The sequence below is a fragment of the Paenibacillus sp. G2S3 genome (genome assembly GCF_030123105.1).
Classification (GTDB): domain Bacteria; phylum Bacillota; class Bacilli; order Paenibacillales; family Paenibacillaceae; genus Paenibacillus_AQ.
On sequence record NZ_CP126095.1, the window covers coordinates 5,213,601 to 5,232,126 of the forward strand.

The 18,526-nt window shown below is 44.7% G+C and carries 18 protein-coding genes; 3 read left to right on the forward strand and 15 right to left on the reverse strand.

The genetic code is table 11. The annotated features are described in order from the left end of the window. Window positions 1–2: 2 nt before the first annotated feature. Together QNH28_RS22935 and gpr are read right to left on the reverse strand one after the other, a co-directional pair. Window positions 3–1,376, reverse strand: a complete 1,374-nt coding sequence (locus tag QNH28_RS22935) for a stage II sporulation protein P (protein WP_283908688.1) — start codon at window positions 1,374–1,376, stop codon at window positions 3–5. A 156-nt stretch (window positions 1,377–1,532) separates the two neighbouring features. Further along, window positions 1,533–2,534: a GPR endopeptidase gene (gpr, locus tag QNH28_RS22940; RefSeq protein ID WP_283908689.1), complete on the reverse strand. Its 1,002-nt coding sequence runs from the start codon at window positions 2,532–2,534 to the stop codon at window positions 1,533–1,535. Window positions 2,535–2,844: 310 nt separating this feature from the next. Between gpr and rpsT the strand changes: the two genes are divergently transcribed. After that, window positions 2,845–3,117 carry a 30S ribosomal protein S20 gene (rpsT, locus tag QNH28_RS22945; protein ID WP_283908690.1) on the forward strand — a complete coding sequence of 91 codons (273 nt, stop codon included), beginning with the start codon at window positions 2,845–2,847 and terminating at the stop codon, window positions 3,115–3,117. 137 nt (window positions 3,118–3,254) lie between these two features. Here the strand turns inward: rpsT and QNH28_RS22950 are convergent, their stop codons facing one another. The 6 genes from QNH28_RS22950 to QNH28_RS22975 form a co-directional block, all read right to left on the reverse strand. Next, window positions 3,255–3,776, reverse strand: a complete 522-nt coding sequence (locus QNH28_RS22950) for a hypothetical protein (protein WP_283908691.1) — start codon at window positions 3,774–3,776, stop codon at window positions 3,255–3,257. Window positions 3,777–3,784: 8 nt separating this feature from the next. Continuing rightward, on the reverse strand, window positions 3,785–4,804 hold the full coding sequence (gene holA, locus QNH28_RS22955) for a DNA polymerase III subunit delta (protein ID WP_283908692.1): 1,020 nt from the start codon (window positions 4,802–4,804) through the stop codon (window positions 3,785–3,787). A gap of 278 nt (window positions 4,805–5,082) precedes the next feature. Continuing rightward, window positions 5,083–6,336 carry a zf-HC2 domain-containing protein gene (locus QNH28_RS22960; RefSeq protein ID WP_283908693.1) on the reverse strand — a complete coding sequence of 418 codons (1,254 nt, stop codon included), beginning with the start codon at window positions 6,334–6,336 and terminating at the stop codon, window positions 5,083–5,085. Continuing rightward, window positions 6,333–6,881: an RNA polymerase sigma factor gene (locus tag QNH28_RS22965; RefSeq protein WP_036677530.1), complete on the reverse strand. Its 549-nt coding sequence runs from the start codon at window positions 6,879–6,881 to the stop codon at window positions 6,333–6,335. Before QNH28_RS22965 ends, QNH28_RS22960 begins: the two co-directional genes overlap by 4 nt. A 384-nt stretch (window positions 6,882–7,265) precedes the next feature. Further along, entirely contained in the window at window positions 7,266–7,502 is a 237-nt protein-coding gene (locus QNH28_RS22970) for a hypothetical protein (RefSeq protein WP_042191032.1), read from the reverse strand. Between the two features lie 234 nt (window positions 7,503–7,736). Next, window positions 7,737–8,381 carry a bifunctional 2-keto-4-hydroxyglutarate aldolase/2-keto-3-deoxy-6-phosphogluconate aldolase gene (locus QNH28_RS22975; RefSeq protein ID WP_283908694.1) on the reverse strand — a complete coding sequence of 215 codons (645 nt, stop codon included), beginning with the start codon at window positions 8,379–8,381 and terminating at the stop codon, window positions 7,737–7,739. A gap of 345 nt (window positions 8,382–8,726) precedes the next feature. Between QNH28_RS22975 and QNH28_RS22980 the strand changes: the two genes are divergently transcribed. Further along, window positions 8,727–9,677, forward strand: a complete 951-nt coding sequence (locus QNH28_RS22980) for a sugar kinase (RefSeq protein WP_283908695.1) — start codon at window positions 8,727–8,729, stop codon at window positions 9,675–9,677. Between the two features lie 387 nt (window positions 9,678–10,064). Here QNH28_RS22980 and QNH28_RS22985 read toward each other — a convergent pair whose 3' ends face one another. The 7 genes from QNH28_RS22985 to QNH28_RS23015 form a co-directional block, all read right to left on the reverse strand. Beyond that, on the reverse strand, window positions 10,065–11,081 hold the full coding sequence (locus tag QNH28_RS22985) for a LacI family DNA-binding transcriptional regulator (RefSeq protein WP_283908696.1): 1,017 nt from the start codon (window positions 11,079–11,081) through the stop codon (window positions 10,065–10,067). 73 nt (window positions 11,082–11,154) lie between these two features. Further along, window positions 11,155–11,655 (reverse strand): hypothetical protein, encoded by a 501-nt coding sequence (locus tag QNH28_RS22990; protein ID WP_283908697.1) that lies wholly within the window; start codon window positions 11,653–11,655, stop codon window positions 11,155–11,157. A 145-nt stretch (window positions 11,656–11,800) separates the two neighbouring features. Beyond that, window positions 11,801–12,280 (reverse strand): hypothetical protein, encoded by a 480-nt coding sequence (locus QNH28_RS22995; RefSeq protein WP_283908698.1) that lies wholly within the window; start codon window positions 12,278–12,280, stop codon window positions 11,801–11,803. Window positions 12,281–12,307: 27 nt separating this feature from the next. Further along, entirely contained in the window at window positions 12,308–12,727 is a 420-nt protein-coding gene (locus QNH28_RS23000; protein ID WP_283908699.1) for an RNA polymerase sigma factor, read from the reverse strand. A 718-nt stretch (window positions 12,728–13,445) separates the two neighbouring features. Then, entirely contained in the window at window positions 13,446–16,112 is a 2,667-nt protein-coding gene (locus QNH28_RS23005) for a ComEC/Rec2 family competence protein (protein WP_283908700.1), read from the reverse strand. A 123-nt stretch (window positions 16,113–16,235) separates the two neighbouring features. Beyond that, entirely contained in the window at window positions 16,236–16,754 is a 519-nt protein-coding gene (locus tag QNH28_RS23010) for a deoxycytidylate deaminase (protein WP_283908701.1), read from the reverse strand. A 115-nt stretch (window positions 16,755–16,869) separates the two neighbouring features. Continuing rightward, the gene (locus QNH28_RS23015) at window positions 16,870–17,472 is read right to left on the reverse strand and encodes a ComEA family DNA-binding protein (RefSeq protein WP_283908702.1); all 603 of its coding nucleotides are present in this window, start codon (window positions 17,470–17,472) and stop codon (window positions 16,870–16,872) included. A 186-nt stretch (window positions 17,473–17,658) separates the two neighbouring features. Between QNH28_RS23015 and comER the strand changes: the two genes are divergently transcribed. Beyond that, window positions 17,659–18,510 carry a late competence protein ComER gene (comER, locus tag QNH28_RS23020; RefSeq protein WP_283908703.1) on the forward strand — a complete coding sequence of 284 codons (852 nt, stop codon included), beginning with the start codon at window positions 17,659–17,661 and terminating at the stop codon, window positions 18,508–18,510. The last annotated feature ends 16 nt before the right edge of the window (window positions 18,511–18,526 follow it).

Here is an 18,526-nt window from a genome sequence, read left to right on the forward strand (position 1 = left end):
GGTTAGGAAGCTCCGTTCGACTTTTGGGGTGCCGTAGCATTGGTTTGTCCCTTGCTCTCTTGGGTTGTAGGATTCGTCGCCTTGCCAGCTGCGTTTACCTTCTCCGAGTCATGACTGCTCCAGTACACATCCGCAATAGCATCTGCTAAAATATCAGCCGTACGCTTTAATTCTTCCGCTGTATTATCAATACCGCCCACTTCAATCAAAACACTATTAGGTGAGAGGGTTTGGTTGTACTCCCCGTTGTTTCCTTTACCCGCAGCTTTTCCCCATATCCCGCGAGATATTCCTGGGTAACTCTTTTCAATCGTTTGATGAATCTTGTTCGCAAACTCTTCATTCTTCTTCCAATCTTTATTCGCATGTCCAATAATAAAATACACCTGAGCGTAACTTTTCCCATCAATCACTGCAGTTGTTTTGCCATGACGCTGCGAGTCGCGATGAATGTCGATCAGTTCACTCATTTCTTGATTTGTGCTCATCGCAGATTTAACCAACATTCGAGAGTATTTGTAGGAAAAATTCCAGTTATAGTCGGCAATTTTAGTTAGAAAATCTTCTTTGGCATGAACTGTACCAATCCCGCGTTGTTCCAATCTTTTCGTAATATATGATCCTACCAGCATTACATTCTTAGAAGAAACCGCAGAGCTTGGATTTTCGTTCGCTACTCCTAGTAGAGGGTTATACGCCTCCCGAGGATGTGAATGATAGATAAGGATACGTTTAACCGAGGTGTCCTTGGTATTATCTGTCTCGCTTTGCGGATCACTCTTATCCGTACCTCCCGCAGCTCCTGATGGCTCAGGAGACGGAGCTATCGTCGCTTCAGGCTGCTGTTCTGGGGTATCTTCGGGCTTGTCTACTTCGTTTGGAACAGATGGTTCAGCCTCTTCCCCTCCACCTCCAGCCAGTTCATCCGTTCCCGGATGATAATCAACAGGTGCTCCTGTAGAGCCGCCCGAGCCTTTTCGCAAAAGAAATGGATCATCCGCTGCCAAGCCTGGCACTTCACGAGACACTAGACTCTTCGGATCACTTGGATTCACACTGGTCAGCAATTGAAATACAAAAGAAGTTACTTTTTCACCTGAAAAAGCAGAAGGCTCTTTCCCTTGCGGTAAATGAGGTACCTCCATCCCTAACAGTTCCATGAAAAATCCACTCGATAGGGAGGCCGCAAGCCCCTTCATAGATGGAATGGGTGAAGAGTTCAACTTCTGTCCGGCCAATCCACCAGCTCCAAGCAGCATAAAAAATACTAGAGAACCTCCGGCCAACAGCAGCATCGTTCTTCCCAGCGATAAAGCATCCAGCACTCTTCCACGTAAGCGGCCGATGTTCCAAAGCTGAAACCATTTTTTATTCATTATATTTATGTCCTCCTCCAGCCCTCTGTAATCTCTTATACTCCAAATCTATGAGCGAAAGAGAAATAGTAGAACCGTAAATGAGAGAATAGACATAGAGTCCGGCGAGATACTGTACATCAGCATCCCGCCGGACTTGTGCTAGCAATGATTCAATTAGTGGGTATAAGCGCCGACATTCTCAGGATCGACCGCATCATGCAGGGCTGCATTCAGACCACTGGCTACGATATTGGCGATGCCTTCAATAAATTCATCGATTTCCTTAGGTGTAACGATCAAATCATGTCCAAGTGGCTCAAGCACTTCCTTCACTAGTGACAATCGTTCCTGCTCGGAAATATCGTCTAGCATCCCCATAATTTCCTTAGTATGACCAGCCCCTTGCCCAAAGTGATTCTTCATCATCTCCAGTACATTATTTACAATAGTCGAAGCATAGCAAACTGTAGGAACACCGATAGCAATACAAGGAACACCTAGAATTTCCTGCGTCAATCCGCGCCGTTTATTACCAATCCCCGAACCGGGGTGGATGCCGATGTCGGCAATTTGAATTGTCGTATTGATCCGTTCCAGTGAACGGGATGCCAGCGCATCAATGGCAATGATGAGATCTGGCTTTGTACGATCCACGATCCCCTGCACAACCTCACTCGACTCGATACCGGTCAATCCTAATACGCCGGGAGCAATAGCACTCACCTTGCGATAGCCTGGAGAGACTTGATCCGGCACGAGCTCATAAAACTGCCGAGTAATGAGCGCATTCTCCACAACCAGCGGACCCAGTGAATCTGGAGTCACATTCCAGTTACCTAATCCAACGATCAGCACAGATGCATCCTTACCAATCCCAATCCTAGTCAGGAAGTCCTCGAATTCGCGAGCAAAGACTTCAGCTACTTTTTGCTGCAAGCCAGTATCTCCATTGCGCAATGCTGGTACCTCAAGCGTGACATAATTTCCAATCGCGCGACCTATCGCCTGTGATCCGGCAGCGTTAGCCACACCAAGCCGGGTAACTTTTATCCCATCAGACTCTTCCACTTCTTCGTTTACACCAGGGATTGGCGTCTTTTGTGGCCCTTGAGCCATTTCCTTTGCCTCTAATGCCAAGTCCGTGCGTACCGAATATAGCTGCAGATCAGGTTCCATTGTTCCAGCCTCCTAAAAGTTTTGTTAGTATCGCTCCATTGAATTACTTCGGACAAAACTCACATCGGAAGCGATACTTAGTTTTGTAAGCAGACACTTCCTTGAGTTACTTCTAACAAAAACTCAAATTGCAAGCTTCTGCCTATGCTCTTTTGTCGATAGTGTGCGAGAGAAAGCCCTTGTTTATGCAGGTTAAAATGGTTTAATTTGAAAGCTTTAAGTATTGCTTTTTACTACCGGTCATGCTAAACTATTTTAAGTTGTGAATCATTTGATAATGATTTCGAATGTCTTACAGGAGGTGAATGCAATGCCAAATATTAAATCCGCGGTTAAACGCGTAAACACGAACGAAAAACGCCGTGCACTGAACGCTTCCCAAAAATCCGCGCTTCGTACAGCTGTGAAAACTGCTGATGTAGCACTGACAGGTACGGAAGTTGAAACTGCTCAAGCTGCTTTCCAAGCTGCTTCCAAAAAGCTGGACAAGGCCGTATCTAAAGGTCTGGTTCATAAAAATGCGGCTGCCCGCAAAAAATCCCGCTTGGCGAAGAAATTGAACGCTCTTAAGGCTCAAGCCTAGGACGACATTCATAATGAGCAATTGAAGAACCTGACCGCTATGTTTCATACGGTTGGGTTTTTTTGTGTCTACTATTTTATAAATATAGTTAGTTGAATGAAAGAAAACCACCTTAGAAAGGCGGTTTTTTTGAACGATCAGCTTTTCTCTTTTTTCTCTTTTTTCATTTCATAATAGTGACCATCCCATAAAAAAATCATAGTTTGGTCGTCTTTAATAATAAAAATACTACCGGCATTTGTCCAATTATTTATAGATACCGTTTTAACCGATTCTGATTCAATTCCAATGTCACTTAATTCATTTCTGTATTCGTTAAAAAAATCATCCTGTGTTAGGCTCTCTTCCTTATATTCAGGGTTCATAATTTCATCTTTATTAAAGGATGCTTTTTCTTTCGAATAAGTTACTTTCATTCCAATTAGGTTTTCATCCTCAGCTGCCGAGATAGGTGTAGAACCAACTATACTTTGTACACTCCAATCACCAAAATAGGAAGGTGAATCTGAAGAAGTATTCGCAGGCGACCCAGAAGTAGAACCTGACGGTGAATTCGTATCAGTTTTACCACAAGAACTAATCAATAGAACGACCAAAAGCAGTGCCAAATAGTAAAATATATTTTTCATATTTGGATCATCTCCATATACTTTTTCCACTGCTTAGTTCAAGTACCTAGCCGCAACATAAACAGCTCCAGACCAAGCACTTTATCTATGGCTCCTGTCTTCATCTTATAATCCAGATCAGCCAGCGCACTTAAAATTTGCCGCAGACGTTCACTTGAGAACTTGTGGGCCTGCTCCCCTGCAAGCTTAACAGCATAAGGATGAAGTCCGATCTGCGAAGCAATCTGACCTTGCGAATAACTATGTGCTGATAAATCCTTCACCTGCAAAATAATCCGGAACTGCCGCGCAACCAGCGCAGCAATCTTAATGGGTTCTTCTCGCTGCTTCAACAGCTCATACAGTGTATCAAGCGCCTTATCCAGACGCAGATTAGCGATATCCTCTACAAGTGTGAACACATTTTGTTCTGTTCCGCGATGCACCAGACTCTCTACTGCTTCTGCGTTCACGGTTCCGCCCTTACCAGCGAACAAACAAAGCTTGTCCATTTCCGCAGATAAGCCCTGCAAACCTGTCCCTGCATTGGTTATAAGAATCTCCGCTGTGCCAGGTGCCATCGCACAACCTCGCTCACGAATCCCTTTCTCCACCCAGCGCAGCAGTTCTTCTGCCCCTAGCGGGTTGAAGGCTAACACCGTGCCCGCCGATTTAACAGTCTTCACAATTTTCTTACGCTCGTCCAGCTTGTCATTATTCACCATAAAGACGATCACACTGAAATCTACAGGATGCTGCAAATAATCACTTAAAATATCTATACGATGCTCAAGTTTGGCATTTTCTTTTCCCGCTGTAAATAACGATGCGTCCCGCACCAGCAATAATTTACGTTCTACCATAAAGGGTACAGTCTCAGCTTCTTCTACCACAGCCTGCACCGGCGTCTCAGAGAGATCAAAGGGAATTACCGCGAAATCACGATCCTCTTTGGCAATCAGCTGGTCTTCCAGCAATGCCGCGAATTCATTCATTCGAAATTTTTCACTGCCGTACAAAAGGTACAGCGGTGAGATTTTCCCTTGTTTGATTTCTTTTATCGCCGTTTTGGCATCCATTCCGCCACTTCCTTTTCCATTCATCTAGCCCAATTTGCCCAGAGTCCTATTGTAGCAAAAAAAACGACATAAATGCACATGCAAAAACGGAGAAACTCTGGCAGCCATGGCCAAAGCTCCTCCGTTTAAGCGGCGCATCTATATAAACGCCGGAATGAGAAGCCCTAGAAACTTCCCATCCGACGGTCATACCGATGTTCTGCAAATCCTATACTCTCTAGTTCCTGTCCGGTTGCTATAGTATATTCTGAAACTTCGAAAAATGTTCCAGCCTCAATTTAATTTGTTGACGTTGAAGATGGAGTCTTCGATGGTGTCGCCCCAGGTGATGTAGACGGCGTTGAAGAAGCTGCCGCTGTTTCCTGTACAGTGTACACCTTAGTAGTATTCACACCATCTTTTTCTGTCACATAAGTGAACTGCGAGCTATCCGCTGACCATTCTCCAGAAACCCAATTCCCTTCTAATGGATAAGAAGTCACTGCCGACCTAGCTTCCACTGAGCCTTCAGCAGAATTCTTATAAATAACAAGCTGCAGCCCAGCAAACTCAACCGCATAATGCCCATCAGGCGAAGTCCAGGTCTGCACATTAGAATCATTGGAATCACTAGAAATGTTAAAGCCCATAACCTCTCTCCTAAAATCATTCGCACTATCTAATGATTCCTCCGTAGGTGGCGATGGATCAGCTGCGATCCCTTTATCAGTAGAAGCAGGTTGATCCTTCTTATCAACTTTGGACTGACTATTACTGCCAGCACTTGTATCCGGAGTTTGAAATTTCGTTACAGTATCCGGCTTAGGTGTCATAATCCTCTCAGTAGGATTGGGCTTCACATTATTAGTTGGTTCTGGTATCGACCGTCCTTCAGATCCAGCATTATTTTCTGTTGGATCTGTCGGCATCGACGCAGGGTCTACCGGCCCCATCGCTCTATCTAATGCAGCGTTATCCTCACTCACATCAGGTGCAACTGGTAGAGACCCCGAATCCGTTCCGCTATTAGCAGGCGCAGCCTCATATGAATTATCAGAAGTAGGAGCTTGCGATTCAGCTGTCATACCTCCAGCATTATTACTGGTCGCTTTACTACTATCCTGCATCATTTGTTCTACCTCTGCCCCAGGCATTTTATCCGGCATATTAAAAATAGCGATCCCTAATATTACGGCAGCTGCGATAGCTCCAATGCCTGTCCGTGTTGCTATAGAGGTTCCCTTGGAAGGTTTACCGCGGGAGCTTTCACGTGAAAATGGAACTACAACTGGCTCTTCGGTTCTCACAGCGCTTTGTTCACGACTGCTTCGATCCAATTCTGCAAGCTGAGGTAAAATAGAGTCAACCAGACTAAACGGGGGTTTCACGTCTGGCAACTGCTCCAATTCATTGGAGAGAAGTGTCAGCCGCTCAAAGACTTCCGCGCAGGAAGGACAATCATCGATATGACGGAACATTTCCACAATCTCATCTTGGCTCAAATCTTTGTCTAAATAGCGGTGCATCCATTCCATCACCTCCGCGCATTTCATCCCGATACACCACCTTTCTGGTACTCCTGAAGTCTATTCTGCAGCTGCTGTCTGGCCCTAAACAGGTAAGATTTCACTGTATTCAAAGGCAAATCCAGGCAGTCTGCAATCTCGTTGTAAGAAAAATCTTGTAAATAGCGTAAGACGATGACTGTCCTATGATGCTCGGGTAATTGATCAATCGCTTCACGTATATCCTCAGCTAAATAAGAGGATAGAACCTCACGTTCCACATTGTGTTTATCCTGAAACACCATTTCATGCTCATCAATAGAAACTGTAGGTTTAGTTCTTCTGAATTTATCAATGCAAATATTGGTAACGATTCGCTGAACCCACGTTTTGAACTGGGCCTTTTCCTCATATGAACCGATTTTAGTATAAACCCGGATCAAGGCCTCCTGAGATGCATCCAGCGCATCTTGTTCATTATGCAAAATGTAGAAGGCGGTCTTATATACATGCCCTTCAATTTCTCGCAATAGGGTGATTAGAGCGTCGCGATCGCCCGCTTGAGCGGCTCTGATGAGTCCCTGCTCCACCACGAAGGTTCCCCCTCTCTATGCAATCTTACTGACGCGCAAGACTGCGAATTTGTTGCAACCCTGTAATTAATATTTTTAGAATACCAAACTTTTCTTAGAACGTCATGTTAAGCCATTTTTTATAAAGCGCTATCGCACATTTCATATCATTTCACAGCCAATAATTCTTACTAAGCATACAGGGGAAACTTCAATCATTCAAATACTCTTTTGGATAACTTTATAACAAAAATGACACAAGTATAAACGCCTTCAACATCCCAATAAGGACGGCAAGCGTTTATACAAGAAATATCTCCTATTTCCAAAAGAAACGGCTTACTCTCCTGTCGGAAAAGAAGCCGTCAGTAAACAAGAAATAACATTAAAATCGAGCACATAACTCTATTTATATAACACAATCTTGCAGAGCATGAACACTGCGTAGTTGTCCCTAGTTTCATCATCCACAACATACGCCTCTCCATTCTCAAAAATATGAGGGTTATTGTAATTCCGCTCTAATCTATAGATCTGGCCTTCCGTCACCTTACAACCATGGAATGCCGACGCAATTTCTACGTATTCGGCATCCTCTTCATCAGCTGCAAGATACAGCTTTTTATCATGATAAGCAGGCATATACTCACTCCCGGTCCGATAATAAACCATTCCAATTCGTTGACGTCAGTCAAACATCACAACTCTTCTACTTTATAGTTTATTGCCTTTGTCCTCATTCTATACTTTATGAAAACATATAATGTAAGAAAATGTGGTTGTCAGGAAAATAAGTATACAAAAAGGCTGTACGGCTGACATGCGTCAGCTATACAACCTTCAATAAATCTATTCATTCGAAATTAAGAAGCATACCTAATTAATACCTTTTACCTCTTTAAATTTTGCCACATACTGAGCCGCAAGATCGGTAATCTGATCGTATCGGCCTTCCTTAGCTGGTGCAGTCAAATTGCCCCCGATACCTACTGCTATACAGCCGTTGGCAATCCACTTCTCCATATTATTCAGATCCACGCCACCTGTTGGCATAATGTTCACATGCGGCATAGGACCTTTAACCGCTTTCACATAATCCGGACCAAACGCACTGCCAGGGAACAGCTTAAGCACATCCACACCAAACTTCAACGCTTCCTTCATTTCATTTAATGTCATGCAGCCAGGCATGTACGGAATACCATAAAGATTACACATCTTAGCTGTCTCTGCTTCAAAAGAGGGGCTAACCACAAATTCCGAGCCTGCAAGAATGGCTATTCTCGCCGTTAATGGATCAAGTACAGTACCTGCACCAATCACTGCGCGATCTCCGTACTCCGCAACCAATCGTTTAATCGCCACATCCGCATCCGGAGTCGTGAAGGTTACCTCAATATTATTCAGACCGCCTTCGATACAAGCAACGGACATTTTAAAAGCTTCCTCAGCACTATCAGCACGAATAACGGCTACAACTCCAACGGACGCCACATTCTGCAATACTTTCATTTTCTTCATCAGTAGACTCCCTTTCTCTTGGTACGATCATAGATGAATATGAAACACTAATTTAGATAAACTTTTTTATTAAATTTACTAATATAAACGATATAATCTATAATCAGATAGTAATAACAATACGGTTAACAGTCAATACATTTTTCTGGATATAGAGATATTACTTCATCTATAATATCAATAAACCCTTTTATAGTAAGGATTTATTTCTTATTTGTTTTCTTTTGTCCAAAACACCATTCGGATTAAAAATCATTCTTTTATTGTACAAAACCGATTTATGTGATAATTTCAAGTTACACATCATTATACTGGGATAAATTCATTACCCTAGGAGGAACTCAAATGAGTAAACAGCTGGATGCCGTCACTTTCGGGGAGCCGATGGCGATGTTTTATGCGAATGAAACGGGTCCCCTGCATGAAGTATTTTCGTTCAACAAAGCGTTGGCAGGTGCAGAGAGCAATGTAGCTACAGGCTTATCACGCTTAAATCATCCTACAGGTTATGTTACGAAGCTTGGCGAAGATAACTTTGGTCATTTCATTGCTCAAGCAATGAAGAAAGAGAACATTGATACCGACAACATTACTTTTACTAAAGAACATTCAACAGGTATGTTAATCAAATCAAAGGTTATTACTGGCGATCCTAAAGTCGAATACTTCCGCAAAAATTCCGCGGCCTCCAAGCTTAGTCTGGTTGATTTTGACGAGGCATACTTTAATGCTGCAGGACATTTGCATGTAACAAGCATCTCCTCCGCCTTATCCAAGACCTGTCATGAATTCTCTATTCACGCTATGGAATTTATGAAGAGACAAGGAAAGACGGTCTCCCTCGATCCAAACCTGCGCCCTAGCTTATGGCCGGATACGGAAACGATGGTGAACACGATCAATGATCTGGCTACACGCTGTGATTGGTTCCTTCCAGGACTCGGTGAAGGCAAGATTCTTACAGGTCTAAGTACGCCCGCAGAGATTGCGGACTATTATCTGGCGCGTGGCGTCAGCTTAGTCGTCATCAAGCTCGGTCCTGAAGGCGCTTACTATAAATCCGCTGAAGGAGAAGGTTATGTAGACGGATTTAAGGTAGAACAGGTCGTTGATACCGTAGGTGCAGGAGATGGTTTTGCCGTTGGTGTTATCAGTGCGATGCTGGAAAAGCTTCCGATTGCCGAGGCCGTCAAACGTGGCAATGCGATCGGTGCGTTAGCCGTCATGTCGCCTGGCGATATGGATGGACTTCCGACCCGTGAAGAGCTGACGAAGTTTATGCAGCAGGAGGTTTAAAAGGAACGAACAGCGCTGCGTTTCGGAGCACGAGTTGGCCACTTCAGTAGTGTATCTAGTGTAATTAGAGTAATCATCATCTCCTGAGGCATTCGGACCTAGGTGACGTTATTTGCAAATTTTCAGCCTTTACAGCGTAGTTACGGACTCCAGTGAAGTTATTCCTCATTAATAGGTCCATATTTTGTGTTTCTCATGCCAATAGCGACTATGGAGTCCGTTCGCATTCAAAATGTGGGATTTTGCTGCGCATAAGGTCAACTGTGTCCGTTAGCGGCCTCCTATGCCAAAATTCCACCTAAATCAAATAAACAAAAAGGGGATTTCCGATCAGCCATATCAAGCTGATCAGACTATCCCTTTTTTGTACGTATCTATAGCCTGTACTTATTTATAAGACTTCACGGACTGTCCTTGTTGCAAGGTCGGTGGAAAACGATAAGTGATAGGAACAGAAGCGCCTTTATCCTCGATAGAAGAGAGTATAATCTTAGCGGCTTGCATGCCCATTTCGTAAGCAGGCTGACGAATCGTCGTAATGACCGGATTATAAATTTGCGCAAACTCCGCATCATCTATCCCGATGACCGACAATTGTTCCGGAATAGCGATAGCATTTCGATTCGCATATTTCAGGATCTCTGCTAGCGTGATATCATTCGTAGCCAATAACGCTGTCGGAGGATCCGGCAACGCTAAAAGGTGCTTCAGTCCTGTAGCTAATTCTTCTTTTGGCACACTACAGATATACTCCTCACGCAGCGTTAGGCCCGCTTCTTCCATTGCTTTTTTATAACCACTGATCCGCTCTTTACGAGGGGTAATAGCATGTTCCCCTAGCGGCAGGGTGACCAGAGCAATTCGCTCATGTCCTTGCTGTGTCAGCTGTCCCACACCTATCTTGGCCGCCATTTCATTGTCGAGCAGCAAGCTCTGCGTGGTGATTCCATCTACCAGACGATCCATAAACACTAACGGAAAATCCGCCTCAATCAGTCGGCTGTAAGCAGATGGATTGTTCCCCGTTGGAAAAATAATCAAACCGTCCACCTGGCGGGCAACTAAAGTTTCGACGTACTTGCTTTCTTTTTCTGCATTCTCATCGGCATTACATATGATTACTTGAATCCCGTGTTGCTGCAGCTCGTTCTCGATTGCCCGAATACACTGGATAGACAGCGAATAATCGATATTAGCAACGATGATTCCGACCATATGCGTCCGATTCTGCTTCAGACTGCGCGCAAGTCCATTCGGTTGATAATTGAGCTCCTCAATCACAGCCTCAATCCGATTCTTCGTCGCTTCACTCATATATTTAAAACGTTTGTTCAAAAATTGGGAGACCGTACTCTTCGACACTCCCGCTTTTTGAGCCACATCATCAATCGTTAACTTCTTCATCACTTCGGCTCCACTCTTCTCAAAAGAAAATTACTTTATCAAAAAGTATAGCTTTTATTGGGTGAATTATCTACTAGTCAGCAGTTTCACCGTAGAAGTCTTTCGTAAGAAGCTCTATCTGCTGCTCTTCTGATAAAAGTGCCCATTCTTCATCCAGCCATCCAAATCCAATCTTCCCAATAATATCCGCTTTGCGTAGTTCTTTGCCCACTTTATAATTCATGATTAATGTTCTTTCTTTAATCTCTTTAAACCCGATTGCTGCAGCAGGCGTTTGAATGCTCATGGTTTCCAGATCATAAAGCACTGTTTTCTCTTGGAATTTTAAATCCCCTATATATTCTAAGTAACTAAGAACGAGTTGGTCATGCTCCTTATCCAAAGCGATTATCGACTTATAATTTAGTAGTGTATCATCAAAAGAAGTAAGTTCCTTCGGCACCACAGTTTTTCCTACCATTGCTTTTTTAACATTCAATGTCGACATTTTAGCATACTCATATTTGTCTGCACCAAGAGTCCGCTTGTAGGTATATAACAGGACATAATCTCCCGCTCCAAAAACCCCACTCAAATATTGATAAGTACTTGCCCCTCCCGCATAAAGAGGAAAAGTATATATCCTAGTAGCCGAAGAAGCTGACAGCTCCGCTTGATCTTTTGAACTTAAGTAAAGTGTAAAAGGTTCTGTAGGATGTGTGTACCTTGGCTTCTTGTAGTCAACCATCGGGGGGGGGCGGCGACCAAAGGATTCCCGCAGTTGTCTCAACGGCATATGCTTTAGTCTTATCTCTGCTCATCGGCAAAGGCATGTAGTATTTCTTACCGCTAATCTCAAACTCTACTGGGCTTGTCGGAGGCTCTAACGCTTTGTCATTAGTAGCAGGAGTAGAAGAAGGCAGTATCCCTGCGGCTTGTGACTGCACCGATGAAGATTGGATTGTACCTTGGCTCTTCCATACGCCCATAGGCAAGTTTAGTGCACCTATCAACAAAATCATAGCCACACTGGTCAGTAGCACACTTTTGTTTATTCGATAACGTTTGTGGCTTTTATTTTTTAGCACCGCAGCCTGTTCGATCTGCAACATCAGCTCAGGTGTAAAGCCCTCCTCAATGAAAGGTCTTTTGCCTGCTTGCGCATACCAATCAGTCTGTCCGATCATCACTGGATTACTATTATCAGCTTTGCCTTTCATTCTCTCTCCTCCTTCTGAATGGCTTGCTTAACCTTCTCCCTCGCGCGCGAGCCGAGATTTCACAGTCCCCTGAGCTATATTCAGTAAATCAGACATTTCGGCAATCGATAGTCCATGCTGAATATCCAGTACAAGCACCTCTCTGTTCTTATCTGGTAGGGTCATAATAATTTCCCAGATTCGGTTCGCATACTGATTGCCAAGTGCTTCTCTTTCTGCAGACAGAGCAGTTACCGTGGCAGGTTGATCTCCAAAGGGTATAAATTTGCGCCAAAAGCTATTTTTGCTCCAGCTGAAGGCTGTATTTCTAGTAATCGTGAGTAGCCAGGTTTTCATCGACGATTGTCCCCGGTACTTCCCCACATTTTTATATGCCTTCAAAAACACTTCTTGGCTGATATCATTCGCTTGCTCACGGCTTCTAGTTAAGAAAAAGCATAATTCCACACATCTGATCCATACTCCTCCATCATTTCCCGCAAGGTCATTTCGGACGCATATGCTTCTGCATATGGCATATCTTCGCTTAGCATGTTTCGTCTCACCCCTTGCCTAATAAGACTTTCCAAACTTGAAAAAGTTCCCTTTAAAATAAATAATTAGGTTGTTATTTTATTAACAGCATAATCTGTATATCTGTCTATTAAAAAGCACCATCGATGAACGTTTAAACGTCATCGGTGGTGCTCGCGTGTCGGATTGGGCAGAGCTAAATATTAGCTCTAGCTGTCGTTGTAAGTTTATCGCCCGTAATCGGAGTGTAATGGTCCACTCATCTACGCGGACTCGGATATATTTGTAAAAAGCATTCTATTGTATTTCGTGCAATAGAACTTGATTTTTCAACTCCATAAAGAGATTCTGTTGCACTTCATGCAATAGATACTATTAAAATTCAGAGAAACAGCCACTTTTCCTCATTTTGAGTGTACAAAGTACAATAGAATGAAGAACCAGCTACTTTGGCGTGCGTTCTATTGTACAAAGTGCAATAAGAGTAGGGTAGAGTGTTCTGTAGGAGTTTGTGCTACAGGAGGAACTTGGTATGTTGTTTTGTACTTGGTGCAATGAAAGGAGCTTGGGCGTTCTGTTGCATTTTGTACAATAAGAGGTGCAATACACGTCCCCTTCTATCCATCCTATTTTCTAATCTACTCACCCTTCCCTAATCTTCCTTCCCCAACTTATATCGTACTCCAATCCCCTCCGCCCGCACCCGCATCTGTATCTCCCCCTGCTGATCCGTTCGGAATATAGATGCATGGTAATCTTGCAATCGCTCCAACACTTCAGCTTTCGGGTGACCATACAGATTGTTAACACCCGCTGAAATCACCGCTGCTGCAGGCTGCCAGAATTCTAACCAAGCTTCTCCAGTAGATGTTTTGCTCCCATGGTGAGCTACCTTCAGCACATCAATAGCAGGTCCTGCGCTGATGCCCTTTTGCTTAGCCTGCTCTACAATCTCCTCCTCGGCTTCCAAATCCATATCTCCGGTGAATAGAAAGCTCCTACCATTCATCTCTAAGCGAAAAGCTACCGAATCGTGGTTCTGCTCTTCCAGTAGAGGAATGCCATTCTGATAAGGAGTACCCGACGCTTCTCCATCTTTTCCCTCCGGCCACAAAAAGGACAGCTCTGTCGCATCATCCGGGGATAGGGTCATTCCTTGATGCACAGCGTACAGCTGAACATCCCTCTCTAGTGCAGTCCTCATCATCCCCATATAAAACTCGCGATCAACTAACGTTCCATTAAAAAGCAACGCCGAAACCGGAATCTCTTCCAACACGGCTTGGAGTCCTCCGGCATGATCCTGATCTCCGTGTGTCAAAATAATCGCATCCAAACGGTGGATACCACGTTTTTTCAGCAGGGGCATCAGCACTTTAGCGCCAACCTCGAACGGACTTCGACGAACGCGCCATTCTTCTTTTTGACCAAAGTTTAAGGTTCCACCACCGTCCACTAAAATATGTGCTCCGCTCGGTGTAGTGATGAGAATGCTGTCGCCTTGTCCGATATCCAGATAACTAATTGTGCCTCTACCTGCTTGACCATCCGACTGATAACCCCTATACAGCAACATCCCCAGTCCAACCACCAATAGTAGAACAATCGCTCCGCTCCAGCGTCCAACCATAGAAGCACCAACAGCAAACTGTGCATTCCCCACTCTCCCAAACCTACCGTGACTGTTCACAGATAAACCTATCTCCGCTAATGGCCTCGTCTCATCCTCCATATATTGCGGTGCAGAACGAGCTTCCTTTCTTAGCTTGGCAACATACAGCAGACCATACAACAAAACATAATAACCCCCGATCCACAGCAGTGAAGGCGAGCTCCAAATCAGTACTCCACCAGTAAATTCATTGATCCATTCCACAGCGTAAAAAGTAAAGTTATTCAACAGCTCCGTAACATGTGCCAGTATTTTTGTAGCATCTTCCCACAGTCGTCCAAGCAGTAGCGCAAGCGTCCCTAGCGGCAATACTACAAAGGTAATAAAAGGTACAAAGACCAAATTGGCAACAAAGGACAGTAGCGAAAACTGATTAAAATAATAAATCGTGAGCGGGAAAGAAACTAATTGGGCCACTAACGTCACAGAGACCGCACCTTTAAGCCAGCGTGGCAGTACGCTCAAGAGAGGATTCATAAGCGGAACGTAAACCATCAAGCCCAGGGTCACCAGAAAAGACAGCTGGAAGCTGACACTGAGCAGCATATAAGGATTCCAGATCAACATAAACAGTGCCGATGCCGCCAAAATATTCAGTCCATCCTTCAACATTCCAACTCGTGCAGCGAGCAAGGCAATCATACTCATCAGCCCCGCACGCACAATGGACGGACCCGCACCAGATAAGAGGACATATACCGGAACGAGTATGAAGGTGAGCGTTAACGCAGTCTCTTTTGTCAGGCGTAAGCGTCTGAACAGAAATAAAAGAACTCCTACATACACCGCTACATGCATACCAGAGATGGCGAGAATATGCGTCAACCCGAGCTGAGAAAACTGCTTAAAGGTAGCCGGATCGAGATCATCCTGCATCCCAATGATTAAGCCCTTCATATACCCAGAGTGGCGTCCTTGAAAAAGATGGTCCAGCTCCGCCCCAAGGGCCGTCCGCGCGCTGTCATTTAAGCGAAAAATCGTTAACGGATTCCAAGAATCTGGCACGGTTGCCCTCACATTTTCCGCTCCCTGTCCCTTCAAAAGCCAATAAATCTTCTTCGTATGTAAATAAGCACGATAATCGAAGCCACCAAAATTACGCGCTACTGCCGGCTCTTCCAACACACCGTTAAGTAGCACCTCATCCCCTCTTCGCCACTCCGCAGCTACAGCAATTTCTTGCTCGGCCAGAAGTTTGATCTGCACCGCGATTAATTCTCCTTGCATCTTGCTGTCCTGTCCATCCATAGGATCAGCTGCTTTCTCATCACCCTCTGTAAGCAGCTTCATATGTGAGAGCTTCATTATAAAATTAACCCGATCCCCATCCCGTTCCACCACGGAAACGATCGTACCTCTTGCTTCCACCGAACTCTCATTTAGTTCTGCATTCGTACTACCCAACACTTCAGGAATTCCACGAATGTTGCGAGCTTCGTTCCACTCCCAATATCCAGCCGCTAAAGAAATGGACAAACATAACACCGCTATGTATTTCCAGCTCATTGTTCCCCACACCCTCAGACTCACCAGTAAAAGTATTAATCCAGTCCACGCTAACAGCAGCCCGTTCCCTGAGCATAAGCAAGCCGCTGCGCTTCCAGCCACCCAGCATGTTGTAAAGCTTAGCAAAGGTCTCTCCTTCACGTCCCCATCCCCCCTTTTCTCGATACTGGATACAAAAAAGAACCTCTACATACGCCACAAGAGCGCACGAGAGGTTCTTCCTCAAGTCATCTTATTCAATTAGAGTTGTACATTACAGATCAGCTATTCCGACACTTTTATCATCGTTTCACTTGGCGGCTCATAATTCTCCAATTGGCGAAATACGATGCCTTTTGCAGCCATCATCGCTTCTACTTTTTCCATATCCTTGCGGTAAGGGCGGTAATACACGATCTCCACAATACCACTGTTCGCCAGCATATTAGCGCATGTCCAGCAAGGCTCGTCCGTCACATAGACGGTACTGCCTTCCCGATCGATCCGGTCTGTAAATAGCAAAAGATTCTGTTCCGCATGAATCGTGCGAATACAGCGCTGTTTCTTCACCATAGTCTCTACGCCATCCACGATCTCCATCTCATACTGCTCCGAAAGCATACAGCCTGCCTCCGAGCAATCAGGTACGCCCATTGGCGCCCCGTTGTACGCTGTTCCTAGCAACTTCTTGCCTTGTACCAGTACAGCACCCACATGTCGGCGATTACAGCGTGAACGAGTTGAGACCATGCAGGCAATGTCCATGAAGTAAGTATCCCAGTCTTTACGATAAGCAGCAGTCATAATCAATCTCCATATCCTTCTAAATAGTTGTTAACTATTGTAGCACATCCCCACAAGTTTTCACTAGGACAACGGTTGTAGTACATTCAACAGCACTTTCAATCCCATTTTATCTTCAAAATACTACTATCGGCTTTAACTTTTCCAGCATTTTGGGTCCGATCCCCTTGACCTTCCCCAAATCAGATAGGCTACGAAAAGCCCCTTCACGGTTGCGATAATCGATTATAGCCTGAGCCTTCTTCTCTCCGATGCCTGGAAGATCCATCAGCTCCTTAGCACCCGCTGTATTCACATTTATTTTACCTTCCTGTGAAGCAGCTGGCGTGGAAACTTCAAGTGCCCCCGCAGCATTCTCCCCAGCAACCGTCGTCCCCTGTTCATCTACTGGAGTTGGGACAGCATGATCTACTTGTGTATCCACCTTAACCTTCTCAGCAACATCAGGCTTATCACTAGCATCAGTCTTCCCAATAGCTTCAGCTCCCACTGTAACTTTCCCAGCACTTTGCTTATCTACCTTCGTCTGCCGGCCTCCCACGTTGCCCTCTGTGGTCGAAGCTTCATCTGACTCAGCGACTCCAATCGCCTGTTCCATGCTTGCATTCATGATCTCCCATCCGGCAATGCCAGAATCCCCCTTACTCCCAGCGGCCCATAACAGCCCACTACCCAGTAAAGCTACAGCCACTCCGAGCACTATACTCCCTTTATTCAAAATGCGCTCCTCCTCACGAAAATTCGTCTTATACTTTTTTGTGAATCTTCATACATTCCTTTAATTGGAATCCCCTTTAATAATTCATACAAAACCTGTCATTTGTCCAAGGCTATCCTGCATACATATAACGAAGAGAATTCATGTCAGTTAGTAAAAAGCAACGCTAGAAAGGAGGAACCACAGGTGAAAGTAGGATTTATCGGAACAGGCAGCATGGGCAGCCTGCTGATCGACGCCTTTCTTTCTTCCGGAGCGCTAGAACCGTGTGATGTGCTTGCTAGCAACCGCAGCCTGAACAAGCTGCTGGAGCTTGAGAAGCGTCACCCCGGCATTTCCATTTGCGGAAGCAATAAGGAGACAGCGTTAGGAAGTGATATCGTTTTTTTATGCGTAAAGCCACTTGAATTTAAAACATTAACAGATGAGATCGGCTCATGTCTCCGGAGTGAGCAAATCGTCGTATCTATTACAAGTCCAGTTCAATTGCATCATCTGGAATCCGCTTTGCCGTCCAAAATTGCCAAGATCATCCCAAGTATTACGCACTGCGTCAAGAGCGGGACTTCACTGTGCATATTTGGCAGCAGGCTTAATAAAGAAGACAGGCTTGTACTGCTACAGCTGTTGTCTTTCATAGGTGTTCCTTTGGAAATTCAAGAAGCACATACCCGAATCGCTTCTGATTTCTCCAGCTGTGGGCCTGCGTTCTTAAGCTACTTCATTGAGCGCTGGATTGAAGCAGCAGTAGAGGCCACTGGAATTGAAGAGACGTTAATCAGCCGACTTGCTGGTGAAATGCTGCTTGGAACAGGCAAACTGCTGACAGAAGGAGAGTTCACCCCCCAAGAGCTTCAAGATCGGGTTGCTGTTCGCGGCGGCATTACCGCAGAAGCGTTAAACCACTTGCGTACCAGTCTAGAAGGTGTATTTGAACGCCTCATCACGACTACGCATGATAAATATGATGAGGATGTTATTAAGCTTGATGAGCTATTCGGACATGACACCGTTAATCAAGATCCTAAAGAGCGTTAGAACAACAAAGCCCGCA

Coding starts and splice junctions, on each gene's coding strand:
- QNH28_RS22985 (WP_283908696.1), bottom strand. CDS start 11,081: ATGAAGAAGTTAACGATTGATGATGTGGCTCAAAAAGCGGGAGTGTCG.
- QNH28_RS22995 (WP_283908698.1), bottom strand. CDS start 12,280: ATGAAAGGCAAAGCTGATAATAGTAATCCAGTGATGATCGGACAGACT.
- QNH28_RS23010 (WP_283908701.1), bottom strand. CDS start 16,754: ATGACTGCTGCTTATCGTAAAGACTGGGATACTTACTTCATGGACATT.
- holA (WP_283908692.1), bottom strand. CDS start 4,804: ATGGATGCCAAAACGGCGATAAAAGAAATCAAACAAGGGAAAATCTCA.
- QNH28_RS22975 (WP_283908694.1), bottom strand. CDS start 8,381: ATGAAGAAAATGAAAGTATTGCAGAATGTGGCGTCCGTTGGAGTTGTA.
- QNH28_RS22960 (WP_283908693.1), bottom strand. CDS start 6,336: ATGAAATGCGCGGAGGTGATGGAATGGATGCACCGCTATTTAGACAAA.
- QNH28_RS22935 (WP_283908688.1), bottom strand. CDS start 1,376: ATGAATAAAAAATGGTTTCAGCTTTGGAACATCGGCCGCTTACGTGGA.
- QNH28_RS22970 (WP_042191032.1), bottom strand. CDS start 7,502: ATGCCTGCTTATCATGATAAAAAGCTGTATCTTGCAGCTGATGAAGAG.
- gpr (WP_283908689.1), bottom strand. CDS start 2,534: ATGGAACCTGATCTGCAGCTATATTCGGTACGCACGGACTTGGCATTA.
- QNH28_RS22980 (WP_283908695.1), top strand. CDS start 8,727: ATGAGTAAACAGCTGGATGCCGTCACTTTCGGGGAGCCGATGGCGATG.
- rpsT (WP_283908690.1), top strand. CDS start 2,845: ATGCCAAATATTAAATCCGCGGTTAAACGCGTAAACACGAACGAAAAA.